The sequence below is a fragment of the Algirhabdus cladophorae genome (genome assembly GCF_044772865.1).
Lineage (GTDB): Bacteria > Pseudomonadota > Alphaproteobacteria > Rhodobacterales > Rhodobacteraceae > Algirhabdus > Algirhabdus cladophorae.
Map to the genome: position 1 here is coordinate 3,539,799 of NZ_CP173029.1, position 18,115 is coordinate 3,557,913.

Sequence of the window (18,115 nt, forward strand, 5' to 3'; positions counted from 1 at the left end):
CTAGCAAAATTGTCTTAAGCATATTGTTCTCCCCAGTGAGTGTATTGTTAACCTAGAGTGAACAAAGTTAAAAAACATCTAAAAAATGATCCTAAAGTCGCTTGTTACGCACAAATGTTACGCGATCTTTGGAAAATATGCCCAAATATGAGGGTTTTTTACCTAACAGTCAGAAAATAAAGCCTAAAGCCAGTCTCTGAGGATCGGAATCAGGGGAATATCTGCTGCTGGCATCGGGTAGTCTCGTAACTGATTTGCCCGCGCCCATGCCAATGTCTGGCCTTCTTTGGGCTGTGGGGTGCCCTCCCATTTGCGGCAGGCAAAGAGTGGCATAAGCAGATGAAAATCATCATAGCTGTGGCTGGCAAAGGTCAGTGGGGCGAGGCAGCTTGACCATGTATTGATGCCCAACTCTTCTTGCAATTCGCGGATCAGGGCGACCTCGGGGGTTTCGCCTGCTTCGACTTTACCACCGGGAAATTCCCAAAGGCCTGCCATGGATTTTCCTTCGGGACGTTGCGCCAACAGGATGCGACCATCTACATCGATCAAAGCGACCGCTGCCACCAAGACCGTCTTCATGAGCGGTAATCAGCGTTGATGGTGATATAGCCATGGGTCAGGTCGCAGGTCCAAACGGTGTCCGATGCCTGCCCCACGCCTACCTCGACAGTGATCGAGAGGTGATCGTTTTTCATATAAGCTGCCCCATCGGATTCCGTGTAATCGGGACTGACCCAGCCTTTTTCAGCCACAAGAATGTCACCAAAATGTATGCTGAGTTTGTCGCGATCTGCATGGGCGCCAGATTTCCCAACGGCCATAACGATGCGTCCCCAATTGGGATCTTCGCCAGCGATCGCAGTTTTGACGAGAGGTGAATTGGCGATCGACATGCCGATTTGGCGGGCCTCTGATTGGGATGCCGCACCTGTCACGTTGATTTCAACGAACTTGGTGGCACCCTCGCCGTCACAAACCACTTGATGGGCCAAGTCCAGCATCACCTCATAAAGGGCTTTGCGAAATGCAGGATCTTCGGCACTGACATGGACGCCCGACGTTCCAGTGGCGGCCATCAACAAACTGTCGGATGTGGAGGTGTCACTGTCGACGGTAATCGCATTAAAGCTGTCTTGGGTCAGGTCCGAGAGGATGGATTGTAGATCGTCTTGGGCCACTGCTGCGTCGGTGAATATATAGACCAACATGGTGGCCATATCTGGCGCGATCATCCCGGATCCCTTGGCAAACCCCATGATGTTGATCGGGCCCTGATCCGCGTCAAAAGTCGCACCCGCCCCTTTGGGGAAGGTGTCGGTGGTCATAATCGCCTCTGCTGCGCTTTGGATTTTTCCAGCGGATAGGGTATCGCGCAGATCGGCAAGTTTTGCGGTGATTTTGCTATGAGGCAGGGCCTCGCCAATCACACCGGTTGAGGCCATAAACACGCGACTTTCCGGCAGATCCAGTGTGGCGGCCACTGCTTGTGTGACTGCTGATGTGGCGTCTTGGCCGTTGCTGCCCGTAAAGGCGTTGGCGTTGCCGGAATTGACGATAAAGGCCGCAGCGCTGCTGGAATCGCCACCCAGTTTGGCCTGACAATCCAACACAGGTGCGGCCCGCGTGGATGATTTGGTGAACACGCCCGCCACTGTGGTGCCTTCAACCAGATGAGCCAGCATGACGTCTTTGCGCCCTTTATAGCGCACGCCTGCCTCAACTGCGGAAAAGCGCACGCCATTGATCATCGGCAGCATTGGGAATTGAGCGGGTGCAAGCGGCGAACGTGTCATGGGCTATTTGGACAGCAGATCATAGTTGCTGATCACGGCGGGATCGAGGCCTTCAGCGGCTGTGCGGTCAACGTCGCCTTCGCTCATCAGGCGCTCCAATTCTGCGTCGACGGCAGCGGACTGGATTTGCTGCGTGATCTCGTCGCGAACCTCTTCGAGCGCCGGTGCGGATTTCGCGCGGCTTTCGTTCAGCTTAACAACATGCCACCCGAACTGCGTTTCCACGGGTGCGGATACTTCGCCATCGGCGAGGGACATCACTGCGTCTTCGAATGGTTTGACCATTTGGCCTACACCAAACCAACCCAGAGAGCCGCCGTTGGGGCCACTTGGGCCTGTGGATTTTTCCTGAGCCAACTGCCCGAAGTCAGCACCGTCGGCCAGCATTGTGACCAGCTGTTTGGCTTCATCTTCGGTTTCGACCAAGATGTGTGAGGCGTTGTATTCCTTTTCATCGGGGGCGTCGGCGTAGGCTGTATCATAGGCTTCTTTGATAGCGGCCTCATTGGTGGCAGCGCCCATCAGGCTGTCGATGACTTCGCCGGCCAAAAGTGAGCGGCGTTCGTTTTCCAAAGTGATCAAAGCGCGCTGGGGGATATCATTGCCAAGGGTCTGCGCCAAGAGCGTCTGACGCACCAATTGATCCAGCAGACCATCAAACAAAACGCTGTCTTCCATCGATTGATATTGCTGCGGCAAGCGCGCGCGGGCGGTGATCAGATGACCCACAGTGATGTTTTGACCGTTCACGGTGGCCACAACAGTATCAGCATTTGTGTCCTGTGCAGCGGCAGGTAGGGCCAGGGCTAGGCAAAGACCTGCAACAGCGGTCATTTTATGGTGAAGGTGCATCGGATTCTTCCCTTTGAGGCGGCCCAAATCTGGGGCGGCGTTGACACTAACGAGGGCGGCGCTTACATCCAATGAGCGGCAGGCGAAAACCCTTTTCCTAAGGGTGTTCTAGGGCTCGCCCAACGGTTGGGCAAGACACTGTCACACACGAATTGGTTAAGGCCCGAAAAAGGGCCAAGGATGCGGAGAGATCATGCTGGGTTTTGGAACGATTGCCAAAAAGGTTTTTGGGACACCAAACGACCGCCAAATCAAATCTGCACGGCCGATTGTCGAAAAAGTGAACGCCTTGGAAGCTGAATTTCAGGCATTGACCGATGAAGGCCTTATCGAGAAAACCAAAGCGCTGTCGGAACGCGCCAAAGCTGGCGAGGCCTTGGACAGCCTTCTTCCAGAAGCTTTTGCCAACTGTCGCGAAGGGGCGCGCCGCGCTTTGGGTCTGCGCGCGTTTGATACGCAGCTGATGGGCGGCATTTTCCTGCACAGAGGCAATATTGCCGAAATGAAGACGGGTGAGGGCAAAACCCTTGTGGCGACCTTCCCGGCCTACCTGAATGCGCTGTCCGGCGAGGGCGTGCACATTGTGACGGTCAACGATTACCTTGCCAAACGTGACGCGGAATGGATGAGCAAAGTCTACAACGCGTTGGGTATGACGTGCGGCGTTGTGTATCCGCAGCAGCCTGACGAGGAAAAGCAAGCCGCCTACGCCTGCGATGTGACCTATGCGACCAACAACGAGTTGGGGTTTGATTACCTGCGCGACAACATGAAATCTGACCTTGGCCAGATGTATCAGCGCGCCCACAACTTTGCGATTGTGGATGAGGTTGACAGTATCCTTATTGATGAGGCGCGGACGCCTTTGATCATTTCCGGTCCTGCGCAGGACCGGTCTGAGCTGTATCAAACCATCGACAAATTGATTCCAGAGCTGACTGAAGAGCATTACACGCTGGACGAAAAGACAAAGAACGCGACCTTCACCGACGAAGGCAACGAGTTCCTTGAGGAAAACCTGCATGTGCGGGGCATCCTGCCAGAAGAGCAATCGCTGTATGATCCGGAAAGCACGACGATCGTGCACCACGTCAATCAGGGCCTCAAGGCGCACAAACTGTTCGAGAAAGACAAAGATTACATTGTCCGCGACAACGAAATCGTCTTGATCGACGAATTTACCGGTCGAATGATGTCTGGGCGTCGTTTGTCCGATGGCCTGCACCAAGCGATCGAAGCAAAAGAGGGCTGCGATATTCAGCCCGAGAACGTGACGCTGGCGTCGGTGACATTCCAGAACTATTTCCGCTTGTACAACAAACTGGGCGGTATGACGGGTACGGCCCTGACCGAGGCAGAAGAGTTTGACGAGATCTACAAACTGGGTGTGGTTGAGATCCCGACAAACCGTCCGATTGCCCGCAAAGACGATCATGACCAAGTGTTCCGCACGGCCCGGGAAAAATTCGATGGCGTGGTCAAATCGATCAAGAAAGCCAACGACAAGCAGCAGCCCGTTTTGGTGGGGACCACGTCGATTGAGAAATCCGAATTCCTTAGCAAACTGTTGGATGAGGCTGGCATCAAGCACAACGTTTTGAATGCGCGTCAACACGAGCAAGAAGCGCAGATCGTGGCGGATGCTGGCAAATTGGGTGCCGTGACGATTGCGACCAACATGGCTGGTCGTGGCACGGACATTCAGTTGGGCGGTAACGTGGAAATGCGCGTATTGCAGGCCTTGGCCGAAACACCGGGCGCGGATCCCGAAGAGACGCGCACCCGGATCGAGGCTGAAGTGGCTGAGGAAAAAGAGAAAGTCAAAGAGGCTGGTGGTCTGTTTGTTCTCGCGACCGAGCGCCACGAAAGCCGTCGGATTGACAACCAGTTGCGCGGTCGGTCGGGGCGCCAAGGGGATCCGGGGCGGTCGTCGTTCTTCCTAAGCCTCGAAGATGATCTGATGCGGATCTTTGGATCCGAGCGTCTTGATGCGGTTCTGTCTAAGCTGGGCATGGCCGAGGGTGAGGCGATTGTGCACCCTTGGGTGAACAAGTCGCTGGAGCGCGCGCAGGCGAAAGTCGAGGGTCGTAACTTTGACATTCGTAAGCAGCTTTTGAAATTTGACGATGTGATGAATGATCAGCGTAAGGTGATCTTTAGCCAACGTCGCGAGGTCATGGAATCCGAGGATCTGGCCGAAACTGTGGGCGATATGCGCCATGAGGTCATCGACGATCTGGTGGCCCAATATATGCCGCCGCGGTCCTATGCGGATCAGTGGGACACTGAGGGCATGTATGCGGCCACTTTGGAACGGATTGGTCTTGATGCCCCTGTGATGGCCTGGGCTGGTGAAGAAGGCGTTGACGACGATGTCATGCGTGAGCGCCTGGAAGCAGCCGCTGATGAATTTATGGCGAAAAAGGCCGTAGCCTTTGGCACCGAAAATATGCGCAACATCGAAAAGCAGTTCTTGCTGCAGACCATCGATGAAAAATGGCGCGAGCATTTGCTGACTTTGGAACATTTACGTTCGGTCGTCGGCTTTCGGGGTTATGCGCAACGCGATCCGTTGAACGAATATAAAACCGAAGCATTCCAATTGTTTGAAGGTATGCTGGACAGTCTGCGTACGGATGTGACCAAGAAATTGGGCCAAGTTCGACCAATGACCCCAGAAGAGCAGGAAGCCATGATTGCGCAATTTAAAGCGCAACAGGAGGCCCTGGCAGCGGATCGGTCAGAGGTGGACAGTACACCCTCAGCGGCAGGAGCGTTTGAACCCGCCGAAGGGTTTGACGAAAACGATCCTACGGCTTTTGCAGGTGTGGGGCGAAACGATTTGTGTCCCTGCGGGTCTGGCAAAAAGTTCAAACACTGCCATGGCAAGATCTAATCCGGTCAGGCATCCCTAAATCGGGGTGCCTTATTTGTGCCAATAAGCGCCCTTAAATCCGTCTAATTCGACTTATAGTTCCATTTGCGAGTGGTCCCTTTGGGGATAATTGGCGGGAGCTGGAGTAATGGATAAGAAACGTTTGGCCTATGCGGGCAGCACATTTGCTGTTGCGATTGCAATTGGGTTTGTCATGCAAAACACCGATGCATTGGCGGCTTTGGATACGTCCAATGAGGCCCCTGCTATTGCTGTTCAATCTGCGTCTGTTGTTCCTACATTGCCGGTGGCAAAACCGGATGTGGCTCCTGTAATGACCAACGAAAGCAGCCAAATGGCTGTGACCCAGACTGAACCTACTGCTCTTGAAGATGGTGCAGAGGTATCGTCGGATACCGTGGCAGAGGCCAATTGCGGCGTTTCCCTGAATTTGCGCCCGATGCCTGCTGCTGTTTTGCAGGCCATTGTGTCTGCGCCATGTGAGACCAACACCCGCGGGACAGTACATCATGAAGGTATGATGTTCTCGTTTGTGACCGACGCCATTGGCGGCGCCGAGATTATGGTGCCTGCCCTGTCCACATCTGCGATGGTGATTGTCGCGTTTGATTCTGGTGAAGGCGCTATGGCGGATCGCGATGTGCCAAGCCTGAGTAATTTCAGCCGGACAGTAGTCCAATGGCGGGGTGATATGGGCACCGGGTTGCACGCGTTTGAGCGAGGCGCGGATTATGGCCACATTGGCCATGTTTGGTCCGGCGCTGCGCGTACTGCCGAGGTTGCCCTCAAGGCCAGTGGTGGCTTTTTGATGCAGCTTGGTCAGGTCGAAACAAGCAATCCGTTCCGAGCCGAGGTTTATACTGTACCGACCGGAGGTGCGGATGATCCCGAGGTTGTAATTTCTGTTGAGACCGAAGTTCTGGCGCAAACCTGTGGCCGCGATGTTGCAGCACAAACCATTCAAATCACACCGAACGAGGCCCGCGTTGTGCACGACCTCACCTTGGCTATGCCGGAGTGCGATGCCATTGGTGATTTTGTTGTGATGCAGGCACCTGTGCGCGATGTGGCTTTGGCCAGCCGATAACCCACGCTAGATCAGGCCCTCTGTCCGAAAACTGAGTTCCTGCGATTTCCCGATAATCAAATGATCATGCAATGTGATCCCCAAGGCGCTTGCGGCGTCTTGGATCTGATGGGTGACGGTTATGTCAGCCTCTGACGGGGTCGGATCACCGGACGGGTGATTGTGCACAAGGATCAGCGCGGATGCGTTAATTTCGAGTGCGCGTTTCATAATCTCGCGGGGATAGACCGGCACGTGATCTACCGTGCCTTTGCCTTGTTCCTCGTCCTCGACCAGCACATTTTTACGGTCCAGATAGAGCACCCGAAAATGTTCGGTTTCACGATGTGACATGGCCGTGTGGCAATAGTCCAGCAAGGCGTCCCAACTGGACAGCACGGGTTTTTGCAAGATGCGCGCGCGCGCCATGCGGTGGGTCGCAGCCTCGAGCACTTTGAAATCAACGGCGACTGCATCGCCAACACCGCGCACTTCCATCAGTCTTTCAATGGGGGCGGCCAGAACGCGATTGAAATCACCGAACGTGTCCAGCAAACGGCGCGCCACCGGTTTCACATCACATCGGGGGATTGACCGGAACAGGATCAGTTCCAACAGTTCATAGTCGGGCATGGCCGGTGCACCACCGACAAGGAACCTTTCGCGCAAACGTTTTCGGTGATCCTGAATATAGGATGGCATACGGCCCTTAGAGCCGGTCAGAACAATCTCCTGCCCCTCGAAGAGTGGCAACATGGGTTCTGAGAAGTGGTTATCGGCAGACATGGTTAGACCGTCTGCCGATTCCCTAAAGTTTGAGTTAACTTTTCATTGAGTCCCAGAAGTTTTTTACAGAACTGAAAAAACTAGAGGATTCTGGGTTGTTGTCTTCGGACAGTTTGTCGAATTCGCGCAGAATCTCTTTCTGGCGAGAGGTCAGGTTAACGGGTGTCTCAACAGCCAGTTCAATGAACATATCGCCAGAACCACCACCGCGCAGTGCTGGCATGCCCTTGTTGCGCAGACGCATTTGACGACCCGATTGACTGCCTTCGGGAATTTTGACGCGGCTGCGTCCCCCGTCGATTGTTGGTACCTCGATGTCACCGCCCAAAGCTGCATCACTCATGGACACAGGCACGCGGCAAAACAAATGCTGGCTTTCGCGTTGGAAGAGGGTGTGTTCCTCGACCTCGATAAAGATATAGAGATCGCCCGTAGGTCCACCACGCATGCCCGCCTCGCCTTCGCCGGCCAGACGGATACGGGTGCCCGTTTCGACGCCAGCAGGGATATTCACGCTGAGAGAGCGTTCTTTCTGCGTGCGCCCTGCACCGCTGCATACTTTGCAAGGGTTGCTGATAATCTGACCCAAGCCATTACATGTAGGGCATGTGCGTTCGACAGTGAAAAAGCCCTGCTGCGCGCGGACCTTGCCCATGCCAGAACAGGTGGGGCAGTTCACAGGTTCGGCGCCACCTTCCGCACCGGTGCCACTGCAGCTGTCGCAAGTTACGGATGTTGGGACAGAAATGGTTTTCTGCAAGCCAGCAAAGGCATCCTCGAGGGAAACCCTGAGGTTATACCGCAGGTCTGATCCGCGGGCTGCACGTTGGCGTGCGCCGCCACGGCCGCCACCACCGCCCCCCATAAAGTCGCCGAACAAGTCGTCGAATACGTCGGAGAACGCGCTGGCGAAATCACCTTGCTGGCCACCACCGGGGCGTGGACCACCGCCCATGCCACCGTCAAAGGCTGCGTGACCGTAGCGGTCGTAGGCTGCCTTTTTTTCCGCGTCTTTTAGAACTTCGTAGGCCTCGTTGGCCTCTTTGAACTGTGCTTCGGCTTCGGGGTTGTCTGCGTTCCGGTCTGGGTGCAGTTCCTTTGCCTTGGTGCGATAGCCCTTTTTGATCTCATCGGCTGAGGCGCCTTTCGAGACGCCCAAAGTTTCATAGTAATCGCGTTTTGCCATGATGTACTCCCCTTTGGGAAAGCCAGAACCGGCCCGATTACTCGGACCGGTTTGGCTATTTCACGAAAAGAAGTTAGTCGCGCTTGGTGTCGTCGCCCAAGTCCTCGAAATCAGCGTCAACGATGTCGTCGTCAACACCGCCAGGGCCGTCGTCCATAGGCATGTCTTGCGCTTCGGCTTCGGCTTGGGACGATTTGTAGATCGCTTCGCCCAGCTTCATTGCAGCCTCGGTTACGTTCTGGATGCCGGACTTGATCTTGTCCGCGTTCTCGGTTTCCAGCTCGTCTTTGAGGGCGGCGATGGCCAATTCGATGGCTTCGACCGTTGTTGGGTCAACCTTATCGGAATGCTCTTCCACAGATTTTTCAGTCGAGTGGATGAGGCTTTCCGCCTGGTTTTTCGCCTCGATCAGATCGCGACGCTCTTTATCGGCCTCGGCGTTGTCTTCGGCGTCTTTGACCATTTGTTCGATGTCAGCATCGGACAGGCCACCAGAGGCTTGGATTGTGATTTTCTGTTCTTTCCCAGTACCTTTGTCCATCGCACCGACAGAGACGATGCCGTTGGCGTCGATGTCGAAGGTCACTTCGATCTGTGGCAGTCCGCGTGGGGCAGGTGGGATGTTTTCAAGGTTAAATTGACCCAAGATTTTGTTGTCCGCAGCCATCTCGCGTTCCCCTTGGAAACAGCGGATGGTCACAGCATTCTGGTTGTCCTCGGCCGTCGAGAAGATCTGGGATTTCTTTGTCGGGATCGTTGTGTTGCGATCGATCAAACGGGTGAACACGCCGCCCAATGTTTCGATGCCCAGCGACAAAGGTGTTACGTCCAGCAGAACCACGTCTTTGACGTCGCCTTGCAAAACACCGGCTTGAATAGCGGCGCCCATGGCGACCACTTCGTCAGGGTTTACGCCTTTGTTTGGCTCTTTGCCGAAGAATTTTGTCACTTCTTCGATCACTTTTGGCATACGGGTCATACCACCGACCAAAACGACCTCGTCGATGTCGCCTGTGGAGAGGCCTGCGTCCTTCAACGCGGCTTGGCAGGGTTTGATCGAGTTTTTGATCAGGTCAGCCACCAACGATTCCAGTTTCGCCCGCGTCAGTTTCAGAACCATGTGCAGCGGTTGGCCGCCTTTCGGATCCATGCTGATGAAGGGTTGGTTGATCTCGGTCTGGTTGGCAGACGACAGTTCGATCTTGGCTTTTTCAGCGGCTTCTTTCAGACGCTGCAGGGCCATTTTGTCTTTGGTCAGATCGACGCCGTTTTCCTTTTTGAACTCGTCAGCCAAGTAGTTGACGATGCGCATGTCAAAGTCTTCACCGCCAAGGAACGTGTCGCCGTTGGTGGATTTCACTTCAAAAAGACCATCGTCGATTTCAAGGATCGTGACGTCGAATGTCCCGCCACCAAGGTCATAGACCGCGATGGTTTGCGTTTCTTTTTTGTCGAGGCCGTAAGCCAGCGCCGCAGCTGTGGGTTCGTTGATGATCCGCAGAACTTCTAGGCCGGCGATTTTGCCTGCGTCTTTGGTCGCCTGACGTTGCGCGTCGTTAAAGTAGGCAGGTACGGTGATAACGGCCTGATCTACGTCTTCGCCTAGATAGGCTTCGGCGGTCTCTTTCATCTTTTGCAGAATGAAGGCCGAGATCTGGCTAGGGGAGTACTTTTCGCCTTGGGCTTCGACCCAAGCGTCGCCATTTCCACCGGCTACAACGGCGAAAGGCAGGTTTTTCTTGTCTTTGGCCAAGTGCGCGTCGTCGGCGCGACGGCCGATCAAACGTTTCACACCAAAGATTGTGTTGTCTGGGTTTGTCACCGCTTGGCGTTTGGCGGCTTGGCCGACCAGACGTTCATCATCGGTGAAGGCTACGATCGAGGGCGTTGTGCGCGCACCTTCGGCGTTTTCGATAACGCGGGGCTGCGAGCCATCCATAATAGCGATACAGCTGTTTGTTGTTCCAAGGTCGATACCAATTACTTTGGCCATGTCATTTATCCCTTTGGTTTAGGCGAACTTATGGGGCGCGGACCCTTTGTCCGGCATCCTGCCCCACGACGGTTGATATAGGTCCAAACCTGTTAGAGTTTGGCTTGGATGGGTATATAGGGTTGGCAGCAAGGCCCTGCAAGCGTTTGAGGGCTGTTTTTCCGCCGATTGTGCATAGGAATTCAATGGTTAAACCAACGTTAAAGATCAAAGGTTTTGCGATCTACAAAGGCTTTCTGGATCGCCTGGCGCAAGAGCGATTGGTTGAGGACATCCGACAGGTGGCGCAGGCTGCTCCTTTTGTGTCGCCCATCACGCCCTCTGGTCAGAAAATGAGCGTTCGGATGACGGCGGCTGGGCCATATGGTTGGATTACGGATCGCAGGGGCTATCGCTATGCCAAACATCATCCCAACGGTCAGGCTTGGCCGGACATGCCGCCGTCTGTGATCCAGATTTGGCAGAATATATCGGAGGCTGCGCGCGCGCCTGAATGTTGTTTGATCAATTACTACAGTGAGGCGGCGCGCATGGGCCTGCATCAGGACAAAGACGAGGCGTCGTTTGATTGGCCCGTGGTGTCTGTGTCTTTGGGTGATGAGGCGCTGTTTCGGATGGGCGGCGAGACGCGCGGCGATCCTACGCAATCGGTTTGGCTGGCGTCAGGCGATGTTGTGGTCATGGGTGGCGCAGCACGTCGGTCTTTTCATGGTGTCGACCGGATCAAGTTTGGCAGCAGCGCATTGTTGTCCAAGGGGGGACGGATCAATCTAACGATGCGGATCGTGACCTGAACTTTAGCGGCGGGCATACCAACTGGCTGATGCGTTCTGGCGGGTGAAAAATTCACCCATAAGGCCGACCATTAACAAGATAATCCCCACTGTCACCGGATAACTGATCGAGCTGTAGTGTGGGTTGTAGTTGATGAACATAAATCCACGGGACTGGTCAATGGAATGAAACAGTGGGTTCCAGTCAAACATTGCCAACATGAAGCTGGGCAAAGAATTTGCCACAAACATTTTACCTGATGCGATCATATTGGCGCGGCTGTAAACGGTGGAAATAATACCAACCACGGCCGGCATCCACGGTTTCAGGGCCAGCAATACCATGCCGATAGATACGCCTGTGAACCACGACAGCAGGATCATGCCCATAACGCCAATGGGGTCTTCTATTTGGATCGGAGTGAACGCTACGTGGTAGACAAAGAGGATCACAACCAAAGACAAGATTTGCGTGTAGAGCGATCCAAGGGCCGCTGACAAGATCGCAATCGCCGTGTTCATGGGCGCATGTTTCATCATTGGGGAGGCCGGCCCTTCGGAGCCTACAACAGCCCCAAGTGCCTTTGTGTGACACAAAAACAAGAAGATGCCCGACATAATATAAAGTAAGAAATCCCCGCGAATGGCGGAACCGCGCAATCCAAGCACTGAAAACATTACATAAAATGCCAGCACAAAAACGATGGTTTGCAGCATGTTCATGAACAAGCCAATCAAAGCATTGCCGTGGCTTTTGCGGACTTCGCGCACGATGCCAAAATAAACCAGTTCAAGAACACCTGCCGCCGAGTGGCGTCGCCTTGGGGCAGTGGCTGTGTTAAACATAGAAGTGCCTTTTTGGATGCTCGGGTCGTAAATAAAGACGTCTTGCCGTTCTTTTGATGCCAGACCATAAGGAAAACATCCTTAACTTTCAATAAAGGCCTCTGTAGGGCCGCGCGCAAGGAACACGTCATGTATGATAAAATGGAAACAGTTTTCCGCAGCTTAGCCCTCGAAGCAGGCGACAAAATCATGGAGATTTACAACTCGGATGATTTTGAAGTGAAAGTTAAGTCTGACGACAGCCCTGTGACAGAAGCTGATGAAGCAGCGGATGCGTTAATCTCGGCTGGACTGCGGGCAGCGTTTCCAGACATTTTGTTGGTCACAGAAGAGCAGTCTGGCACCCATACGCAAAAGGCCGACACCTTTATCATTGTTGACCCGTTAGATGGCACCAAAGAGTTCGTGCATCGGCGCGGCGATTTCACGGTTAACATTGCCTATGTGGAAAACGGTGTTCCGACACGGGGCGTGGTTTATGCACCTGCCAAGGATCGTCTGTTTTACACGCGCGCTGATGGTCAGTCTGTTGAGGAACAAGGCCCGTTCGCACGTGACACCGCAGGGACCCTAGCGCCGATTTCCGTCTCCAAGCCCGACAATGACGGGTTGTTGGTCGTGGCGTCTAAATCCCATCGGGATCAAGCCACCGATGACTATATCAACAAGTATAATACCAAGGATATGAAGAGTGCAGGTTCGTCCTTGAAGTTTTGTTTGATTGCGACTGGCGAGGCGGACATCTATCCGCGCGTCGGCCGCACAATGGAATGGGACACAGCGGCAGGTCATGCTGTTTTGAACGGTGCGGGTGGTGCTGTGATCCGGTTCGACGACCATAGCCCATTGGTTTACGGCAAGGCCGATTACGCCAATCCGTTCTTTATCGCCTATGCGCCCGGCGTGGATTTAAAGCCCGCCTGATGTCAGTTTTGATCGTCATTCCAGCGCGGTTTGCGTCGGTCCGTTACCCGGGTAAGCCTTTGGTCGCGTTGCGCGGTGCCGATGGCACGTCGCGCAGTTTGATCGAACGGTCTTGGCGTGCTGCACGGGATGTGACGGGTGTGGATGCCGTTGTGGTGGCCACTGATGACGCCCGCATCGCAGATCATTGTAAGGGCTTTGGCGCGCGGGTTGTGATGACCTCAAGCACGTGCCGCAATGGGACCGAGCGCTGTGCAGAGGCCCATGCGACACTGGGTGGCGGATATGACATCGTGGTTAACCTGCAAGGCGATGCACCGTTGACCCCGCACTGGTTTGTTGAGGATCTAATCAAAGGTCTGATCGCGGATCCTGATGCTGCGATTGCCACACCTGTTTTGCGGTGTGACGGTGCTGCCCTGAACGGGTTTTTGGCGGATCGAAAAGCAGGCCGCGTGGGTGGCACCACGGCTGTTTTTGATGCCCAAGGGCGCGGTTTGTACTTTTCCAAGGAAGTGATTCCATTCACGGATCGGAAATATGGCAATTCTGAGGAAACGCCGGTTTTCCACCATGTGGGTGTTTATGCCTATCGTCCGGGTGCCTTGGCGGAATATGGCGCGTGGTCTGTCGGACCGCTTGAATCGCTGGAAGGTCTAGAACAATTAAGATTTCTAGAGCAAAATCATGTGGTTAGATGTGTAGAGGTGGCGTCACAGGGGCGGCAGTTTTGGGAACTGAACAATCCGTCCGATGTGGAAATCCTTGAACGCATGATGTCTGAGATGGGACTGAATTAATTCCCCTTATTTGACCTATCAGCCACAGTTTAACCTTTTTCGTGGTATTATATCCCAAATACGCACAATGGCGCCTTGGACTCTGCATGACCCAAGGGTACATACCGTGCGGGGACAAAATAACGACGTAAGGCAGTTTAAACATGGTCAAAAAAGTCACCAAAGCGATCTTTCCGGTAGCCGGATTGGGCACGCGTTTCCTTCCTGCGACGAAAGCGGTTCCCAAGGAAATCATGCCATTGGTCGACAAGCCATTAATCCAATACGCAATCGATGAAGCGCGTGCTGCTGGGATCAAGGAATTCATTTTTGTCACGTCGCGCGGCAAGACTGCGTTGGAAGATTACTTTGACACGGCCCCTCATATCGAAACCGTTCTGCGCCGCGATGGCAAAGAGGCGCTGTTGGATGTGTTGAAAAACACCAACATGGAAAGTGGCGCAATTGCTTATATCCGCCAGCACAAAGCCTTGGGTTTGGGCCATGCGGTGTGGTGTGCACGTCGCCTGATTGCCAATGAACCGTTTGCAGTGATCCTGCCGGACGATGTGATTGCGGCAGAGAAGCCGTGTTTGCAACAGATGGTCGAGGCACACGCTGAAACCGGTGGCAGTATGGTTGCCGCCATGGAAGTTCCGCAAGAACGAGCGTCGTCATACGGTGTCTTGGATATCAAAGAAGACATGGGAACGATGGTGCAGGTCAAAGGCATGGTCGAAAAACCCAAAGCTGATGAAGCGCCGTCGAATTTGGCTGTGATCGGTCGGTACATCCTTAGCCCGCAGGTCTTGCAAAACCTCAACAAGATGAAATCAGGGGCTGGTGGTGAAATCCAGTTGACCGATGCGATTGCCGAGGAGCTGGATCGTGGTCGTGATGTCTATGGTTACCGGTTTAAAGGCCAGCGGTTCGATTGTGGATCCAAGGCTGGTTATTTGCAGGCGACAGTTGCCTTTGGTCTGGCCCGCGATGATCTGAAAGATGAATTTGGTGCGTATCTGGATCATATGATCGCCGCACGCCAAGCTGCACAATAGGACACCCCACGTGATAACAGTATTGGTGACAGGTGGTGCGGGCTATATCGGCTCGCATGCTTGCAAGGCCCTAAAGGCCGCGGGTTACACGCCGGTGACATTCGACAATCTTGTAACCGGATGGTCCGATGCAGTGAAATTTGGACCCTTTGAACAAGGTGACTTGCTGGACCGCGCCCGTTTGGACGCGGTTTTTGCGCAACATAAACCTGTCGCTGTCATGCATTTTGCAGCCCTGAGCCAAGTGGGCGAAAGCATGTCACAGCCCGGTAAATATTGGCGCAACAATGTTATGGGATCGCTAAACCTGATCGAGGCTGCTGTTGATGCAGGCTGTTTGGACTTTGTGTTCTCGTCGACCTGCGCCACCTACGGTGAGCAGGACAATGTGGTTCTGGATGAAGACACGCCGCAAAAACCAATCAATGCTTACGGTGCCTCAAAGCAGGCGATTGAAGAGATCCTCGAGCATTTTGGCACCAGCCATGGATTGCGGTCGGTGATTTTCCGGTATTTCAACGTGGCGGGCGCAGACGAAGAGGCGCAGGTTGGCGAGTTTCACCAGCCCGAGACGCATTTGGTGCCTTTGATGCTGGATGCGATTGATGGCAAGCGCGATGCGTTGACTATTTTTGGCACTGATTACGACACGCCCGATGGCACCTGCATCCGCGACTATGTGCATGTGATGGATCTGGTGGATGCCCATGTTTTGGGCCTGAAATGGCTGGAAGACGGCAAACCGAGCCGTGTGTTTAATCTGGGCACGGGCGATGGCTTTAGCGTGCGCGATGTCATTCAGCATTCCAATAGCGTGACCAATCGTGAAGTACCCTACACCGAGGGGCCCCGTCGCGCAGGCGATTGCACGAAACTGGTGTCTGGAAGTGCACGGGCCGTGACAGAGCTGGGCTGGGACCCGCGTCGGTCGAACTTGCAACAGATGATCGCGGACGCGTGGCGTTGGCATCAATCTGGTCACTACGAAAAATAGCTGATCCACGTTAGGATCAGGATATGAGCACACACAATTCCCTTTGGGCAGCCTACAAACTGCGTTGGAACAGACGGCGCCTGTTGTGGCGCAGTTGGCGCAAACGGCGGCAACTGAGCGTTGTGCAGGATGGTACGGACGCCATCCAAACCAAGGATATTTTACTGTTTTGTACCCTGCGCAACGAGGCGCTGCGGCTGCCGTATTTCCTAGAGTATTATCGCAAACTGGGCGTGCGCCATTTTTTGATTGTAGACAACGGCAGCGATGACGGCACAGCAAAGGTCCTGCAGGGACAACAGGATGTTTCTGTGTGGCGCACCACGGACAGTTACAAGCTGTCGCGGTTTGGGATGGATTGGCTGGGCTATTTGCAGATGCGCTATGGGGCGGGTCATTGGTGCCTCACGGTCGATACGGACGAATTGCTGGTCTATCCGCATATGGACACTGCATCGTTGGCACAGTTCACAGATTGGATGACAGCACAGGGGCACGCCGCGCTGGGCGCTATGATGCTGGACCTGTACCCCAAAGGGCCTGTCGCGGATCAAAGCTACCATGCGGGGCAAGATCCGTTGGAGGTCATTCCATGGTTTGACGGCGCTGGATATCGGCACAAATTTCAGTCCAAGCTGCGTAATATCTGGCTGCAAGGGGGGCCACGAGACCGCGTTTTTTTCGCTCAGCAACCCAAGCGCGCCCCGACGTTGAACAAGATACCTTTGGTATATTGGCGCCGAGGCTATTGCTATGTGACCTCGACCCATCAGATGTTGCCGCGTGGGTTGAACCATGTGTTTGAACAGCAGGGTGCCACTGGACCAACGGGTGCGTTGCTGCACACCAAGTTTCTGCCGTCGATTGTTGAAAAATCCGCAGAAGAAAAGCAACGCGGCCAGCATTTTGCCAATAGCGCACTTTACGAGGCGTATTATGATGGGTTGGTGAACAACCCTGATTTTTGGACCAATTCCTCGTGTCGCTATGAGGGCTGGCAGCAACTGGTCGCGTTGGGTTTGATCGCCAAAGGCACATGGCAGGGTTAAAATAAGATTGTTGCCTATTAAGAAATAATATTGCCTATATTTCACAAGTGTTTACCTAAAGGTTATAAGAACTTGGACCGAGTTGCGGCAGTAGAGGGTGGACTTTGGGGGCGTTAGAATCATATCGGATGCGTTTGATCCGCAAGCGATGGCAACTGCGCGCCTTGCGAAAACGTCGGGAATTGCGAAAAGTCGTGAACCGCACAGGTACCATCCGGGGCACTGATATCCTTGCGTTTTCTACGTTCCGCAACGAAAAAATCCGCATGCCCTACTTTTTGGAATACTACCGCGACAAGGGTGTGAACCATTTTCTGATGGTCGATAATGACAGCACGGATGGTGGTCGTGAATATCTGGCTGAACAGTCGGATGTTTCGCTTTGGACAACCAAGGCCAGCTATAAATCATCCCGGTTTGGGGTGGATTGGCTGAACTATTTGCAACGCAAGTATGCCCAAGGACATTGGTCTTTGGTCGTCGATCTGGATGAATTTTTAGTCTATCCGTTTTGCGACAGTCGCCCGATCCGCGCGTTGACCGATTGGCTGGATGCCTCTTCAATCCGTTCGTTTAGTGCAATGTTGTTGGATATGTATCCCAAGGGTCAGATCAGCGAGACGCCATATCACGAGGGTCAGGATCCGCTAGAAATCGCTGCTTGGTTTGACAGCGGCAACTATACAATCTCGAAAAACCCGCAGTATTGGAACCTTTGGATTCAGGGTGGTCCACGGGCGCGCATGTTCTTTGAAGAGGATCCATGGGGTGCGCCTGCACTGAACAAAATTCCTTTGGTCAAATGGGATCGTGGTTATGTTTATGCCAGTTCGTCTCATGCACTTCTGCCACGGGGTTTGAACATCGCCTATGATGAATGGGGTGGGGAAAAAGCATCGGGATGTTTGTTGCATGCCAAGTTCCTCGACACATTTACGGAAAAAGCAGCGGAAGAATTGCAGCGAGGCCAGCACTATGCAGGCTCGCAGGAATACAAAGCCTATGCGCAAAAGCTAAAGGAAAACCCGGATCTTTGGTGCAAGTGGTCTGAGAAATATATCAATTGGCGTCAGCTCGAGATTTTAGGCCTGATGTCAAAAGGCAATTGGGCGTGATG

The 18,115-nt window shown here is 53.9% G+C and carries 16 protein-coding genes; 9 read left to right on the top strand and 7 right to left on the bottom strand.

The window, feature by feature from the left end:
- Positions 1-183: 183 nt before the first annotated feature.
- From mutT to ACIRQ6_RS17200, 3 genes are read right to left on the bottom strand one after another with little or no spacing between them, the layout of a single operon-like run.
- Positions 184-582 (bottom strand): 8-oxo-dGTP diphosphatase MutT, encoded by a 399-nt coding sequence (gene mutT, locus ACIRQ6_RS17190; RefSeq protein WP_420861837.1) that lies wholly within the window; start codon positions 580-582, stop codon positions 184-186.
- Positions 579-1,796 (bottom strand): bifunctional glutamate N-acetyltransferase/amino-acid acetyltransferase ArgJ, encoded by a 1,218-nt coding sequence (argJ, locus tag ACIRQ6_RS17195; protein WP_420861838.1) that lies wholly within the window; start codon positions 1,794-1,796, stop codon positions 579-581. The genes mutT and argJ overlap by 4 nt, the downstream gene beginning before the upstream one ends.
- Positions 1,797-1,799: 3 nt before the next feature.
- Positions 1,800-2,630 carry a peptidylprolyl isomerase gene (locus tag ACIRQ6_RS17200; RefSeq protein WP_420861839.1) on the bottom strand — a complete coding sequence of 277 codons (831 nt, stop codon included), beginning with the start codon at positions 2,628-2,630 and terminating at the stop codon, positions 1,800-1,802.
- 211 nt (positions 2,631-2,841) lie between these two features.
- Here ACIRQ6_RS17200 and secA point away from each other — a divergent pair, with 211 nt between their 5' ends.
- Both secA and ACIRQ6_RS17210 read left to right on the top strand, forming a co-directional pair.
- The gene (secA, locus tag ACIRQ6_RS17205) at positions 2,842-5,544 is read left to right on the top strand and encodes a preprotein translocase subunit SecA (protein ID WP_420861840.1); all 2,703 of its coding nucleotides are present in this window, start codon (positions 2,842-2,844) and stop codon (positions 5,542-5,544) included.
- Between the two features lie 127 nt (positions 5,545-5,671).
- Complete coding sequence (locus tag ACIRQ6_RS17210) at positions 5,672-6,631, top strand: hypothetical protein (RefSeq protein ID WP_420861841.1); 960 nt, start codon at positions 5,672-5,674, stop codon at positions 6,629-6,631.
- Positions 6,632-6,637: 6 nt separating this feature from the next.
- Here the strand turns inward: ACIRQ6_RS17210 and radC are convergent, their stop codons facing one another.
- From radC to dnaK, 3 genes are all read right to left on the bottom strand, one after another.
- Positions 6,638-7,396, bottom strand: a complete 759-nt coding sequence (gene radC / locus ACIRQ6_RS17215; RefSeq protein WP_420861842.1) for a RadC family protein — start codon at positions 7,394-7,396, stop codon at positions 6,638-6,640.
- Positions 7,397-7,430: 34 nt separating this feature from the next.
- Positions 7,431-8,582, bottom strand: coding sequence for a molecular chaperone DnaJ (dnaJ, locus tag ACIRQ6_RS17220; protein ID WP_420861843.1), 1,152 nt, complete (start codon positions 8,580-8,582; stop codon positions 7,431-7,433).
- Between the two features lie 73 nt (positions 8,583-8,655).
- The gene (dnaK, locus tag ACIRQ6_RS17225) at positions 8,656-10,575 is read right to left on the bottom strand and encodes a molecular chaperone DnaK (protein WP_420861844.1); all 1,920 of its coding nucleotides are present in this window, start codon (positions 10,573-10,575) and stop codon (positions 8,656-8,658) included.
- A gap of 185 nt (positions 10,576-10,760) precedes the next feature.
- Here dnaK and ACIRQ6_RS17230 point away from each other — a divergent pair, with 185 nt between their 5' ends.
- On the top strand, positions 10,761-11,369 hold the full coding sequence (locus ACIRQ6_RS17230) for an alpha-ketoglutarate-dependent dioxygenase AlkB family protein (RefSeq protein WP_420861845.1): 609 nt from the start codon (positions 10,761-10,763) through the stop codon (positions 11,367-11,369).
- Positions 11,370-11,372: 3 nt separating this feature from the next.
- Here the strand turns inward: ACIRQ6_RS17230 and ACIRQ6_RS17235 are convergent, their stop codons facing one another.
- Complete coding sequence (locus ACIRQ6_RS17235) at positions 11,373-12,194, bottom strand: ABC transporter permease (protein WP_420861846.1); 822 nt, start codon at positions 12,192-12,194, stop codon at positions 11,373-11,375.
- Between the two features lie 129 nt (positions 12,195-12,323).
- Between ACIRQ6_RS17235 and cysQ the strand changes: the two genes are divergently transcribed.
- The 6 genes from cysQ to ACIRQ6_RS17265 all read left to right on the top strand — a co-directional run bounded on the left by cysQ (position 12,324) and on the right by ACIRQ6_RS17265 (position 18,113).
- Positions 12,324-13,118 carry a 3'(2'),5'-bisphosphate nucleotidase CysQ gene (cysQ, locus tag ACIRQ6_RS17240; protein WP_420861847.1) on the top strand — a complete coding sequence of 265 codons (795 nt, stop codon included), beginning with the start codon at positions 12,324-12,326 and terminating at the stop codon, positions 13,116-13,118.
- Positions 13,118-13,918 carry a 3-deoxy-manno-octulosonate cytidylyltransferase gene (locus ACIRQ6_RS17245; protein WP_420861848.1) on the top strand — a complete coding sequence of 267 codons (801 nt, stop codon included), beginning with the start codon at positions 13,118-13,120 and terminating at the stop codon, positions 13,916-13,918. The genes cysQ and ACIRQ6_RS17245 overlap by 1 nt, the downstream gene beginning before the upstream one ends.
- 143 nt (positions 13,919-14,061) lie before the next feature.
- Entirely contained in the window at positions 14,062-14,955 is an 894-nt protein-coding gene (gene galU, locus ACIRQ6_RS17250; protein ID WP_420861849.1) for a UTP--glucose-1-phosphate uridylyltransferase GalU, read from the top strand.
- Between the two features lie 10 nt (positions 14,956-14,965).
- A complete protein-coding gene (galE, locus tag ACIRQ6_RS17255; RefSeq protein ID WP_420861850.1) occupies positions 14,966-15,949 on the top strand; it encodes a UDP-glucose 4-epimerase GalE in 984 nt (327 codons plus the stop codon).
- A gap of 23 nt (positions 15,950-15,972) precedes the next feature.
- Positions 15,973-16,998, top strand: coding sequence for a glycosyltransferase family 2 protein (locus tag ACIRQ6_RS17260; protein ID WP_420861851.1), 1,026 nt, complete (start codon positions 15,973-15,975; stop codon positions 16,996-16,998).
- 128 nt (positions 16,999-17,126) lie between these two features.
- Positions 17,127-18,113: a glycosyltransferase family 2 protein gene (locus ACIRQ6_RS17265; RefSeq protein WP_420861852.1), complete on the top strand. Its 987-nt coding sequence runs from the start codon at positions 17,127-17,129 to the stop codon at positions 18,111-18,113.
- The last annotated feature ends 2 nt before the right edge of the window (positions 18,114-18,115 follow it).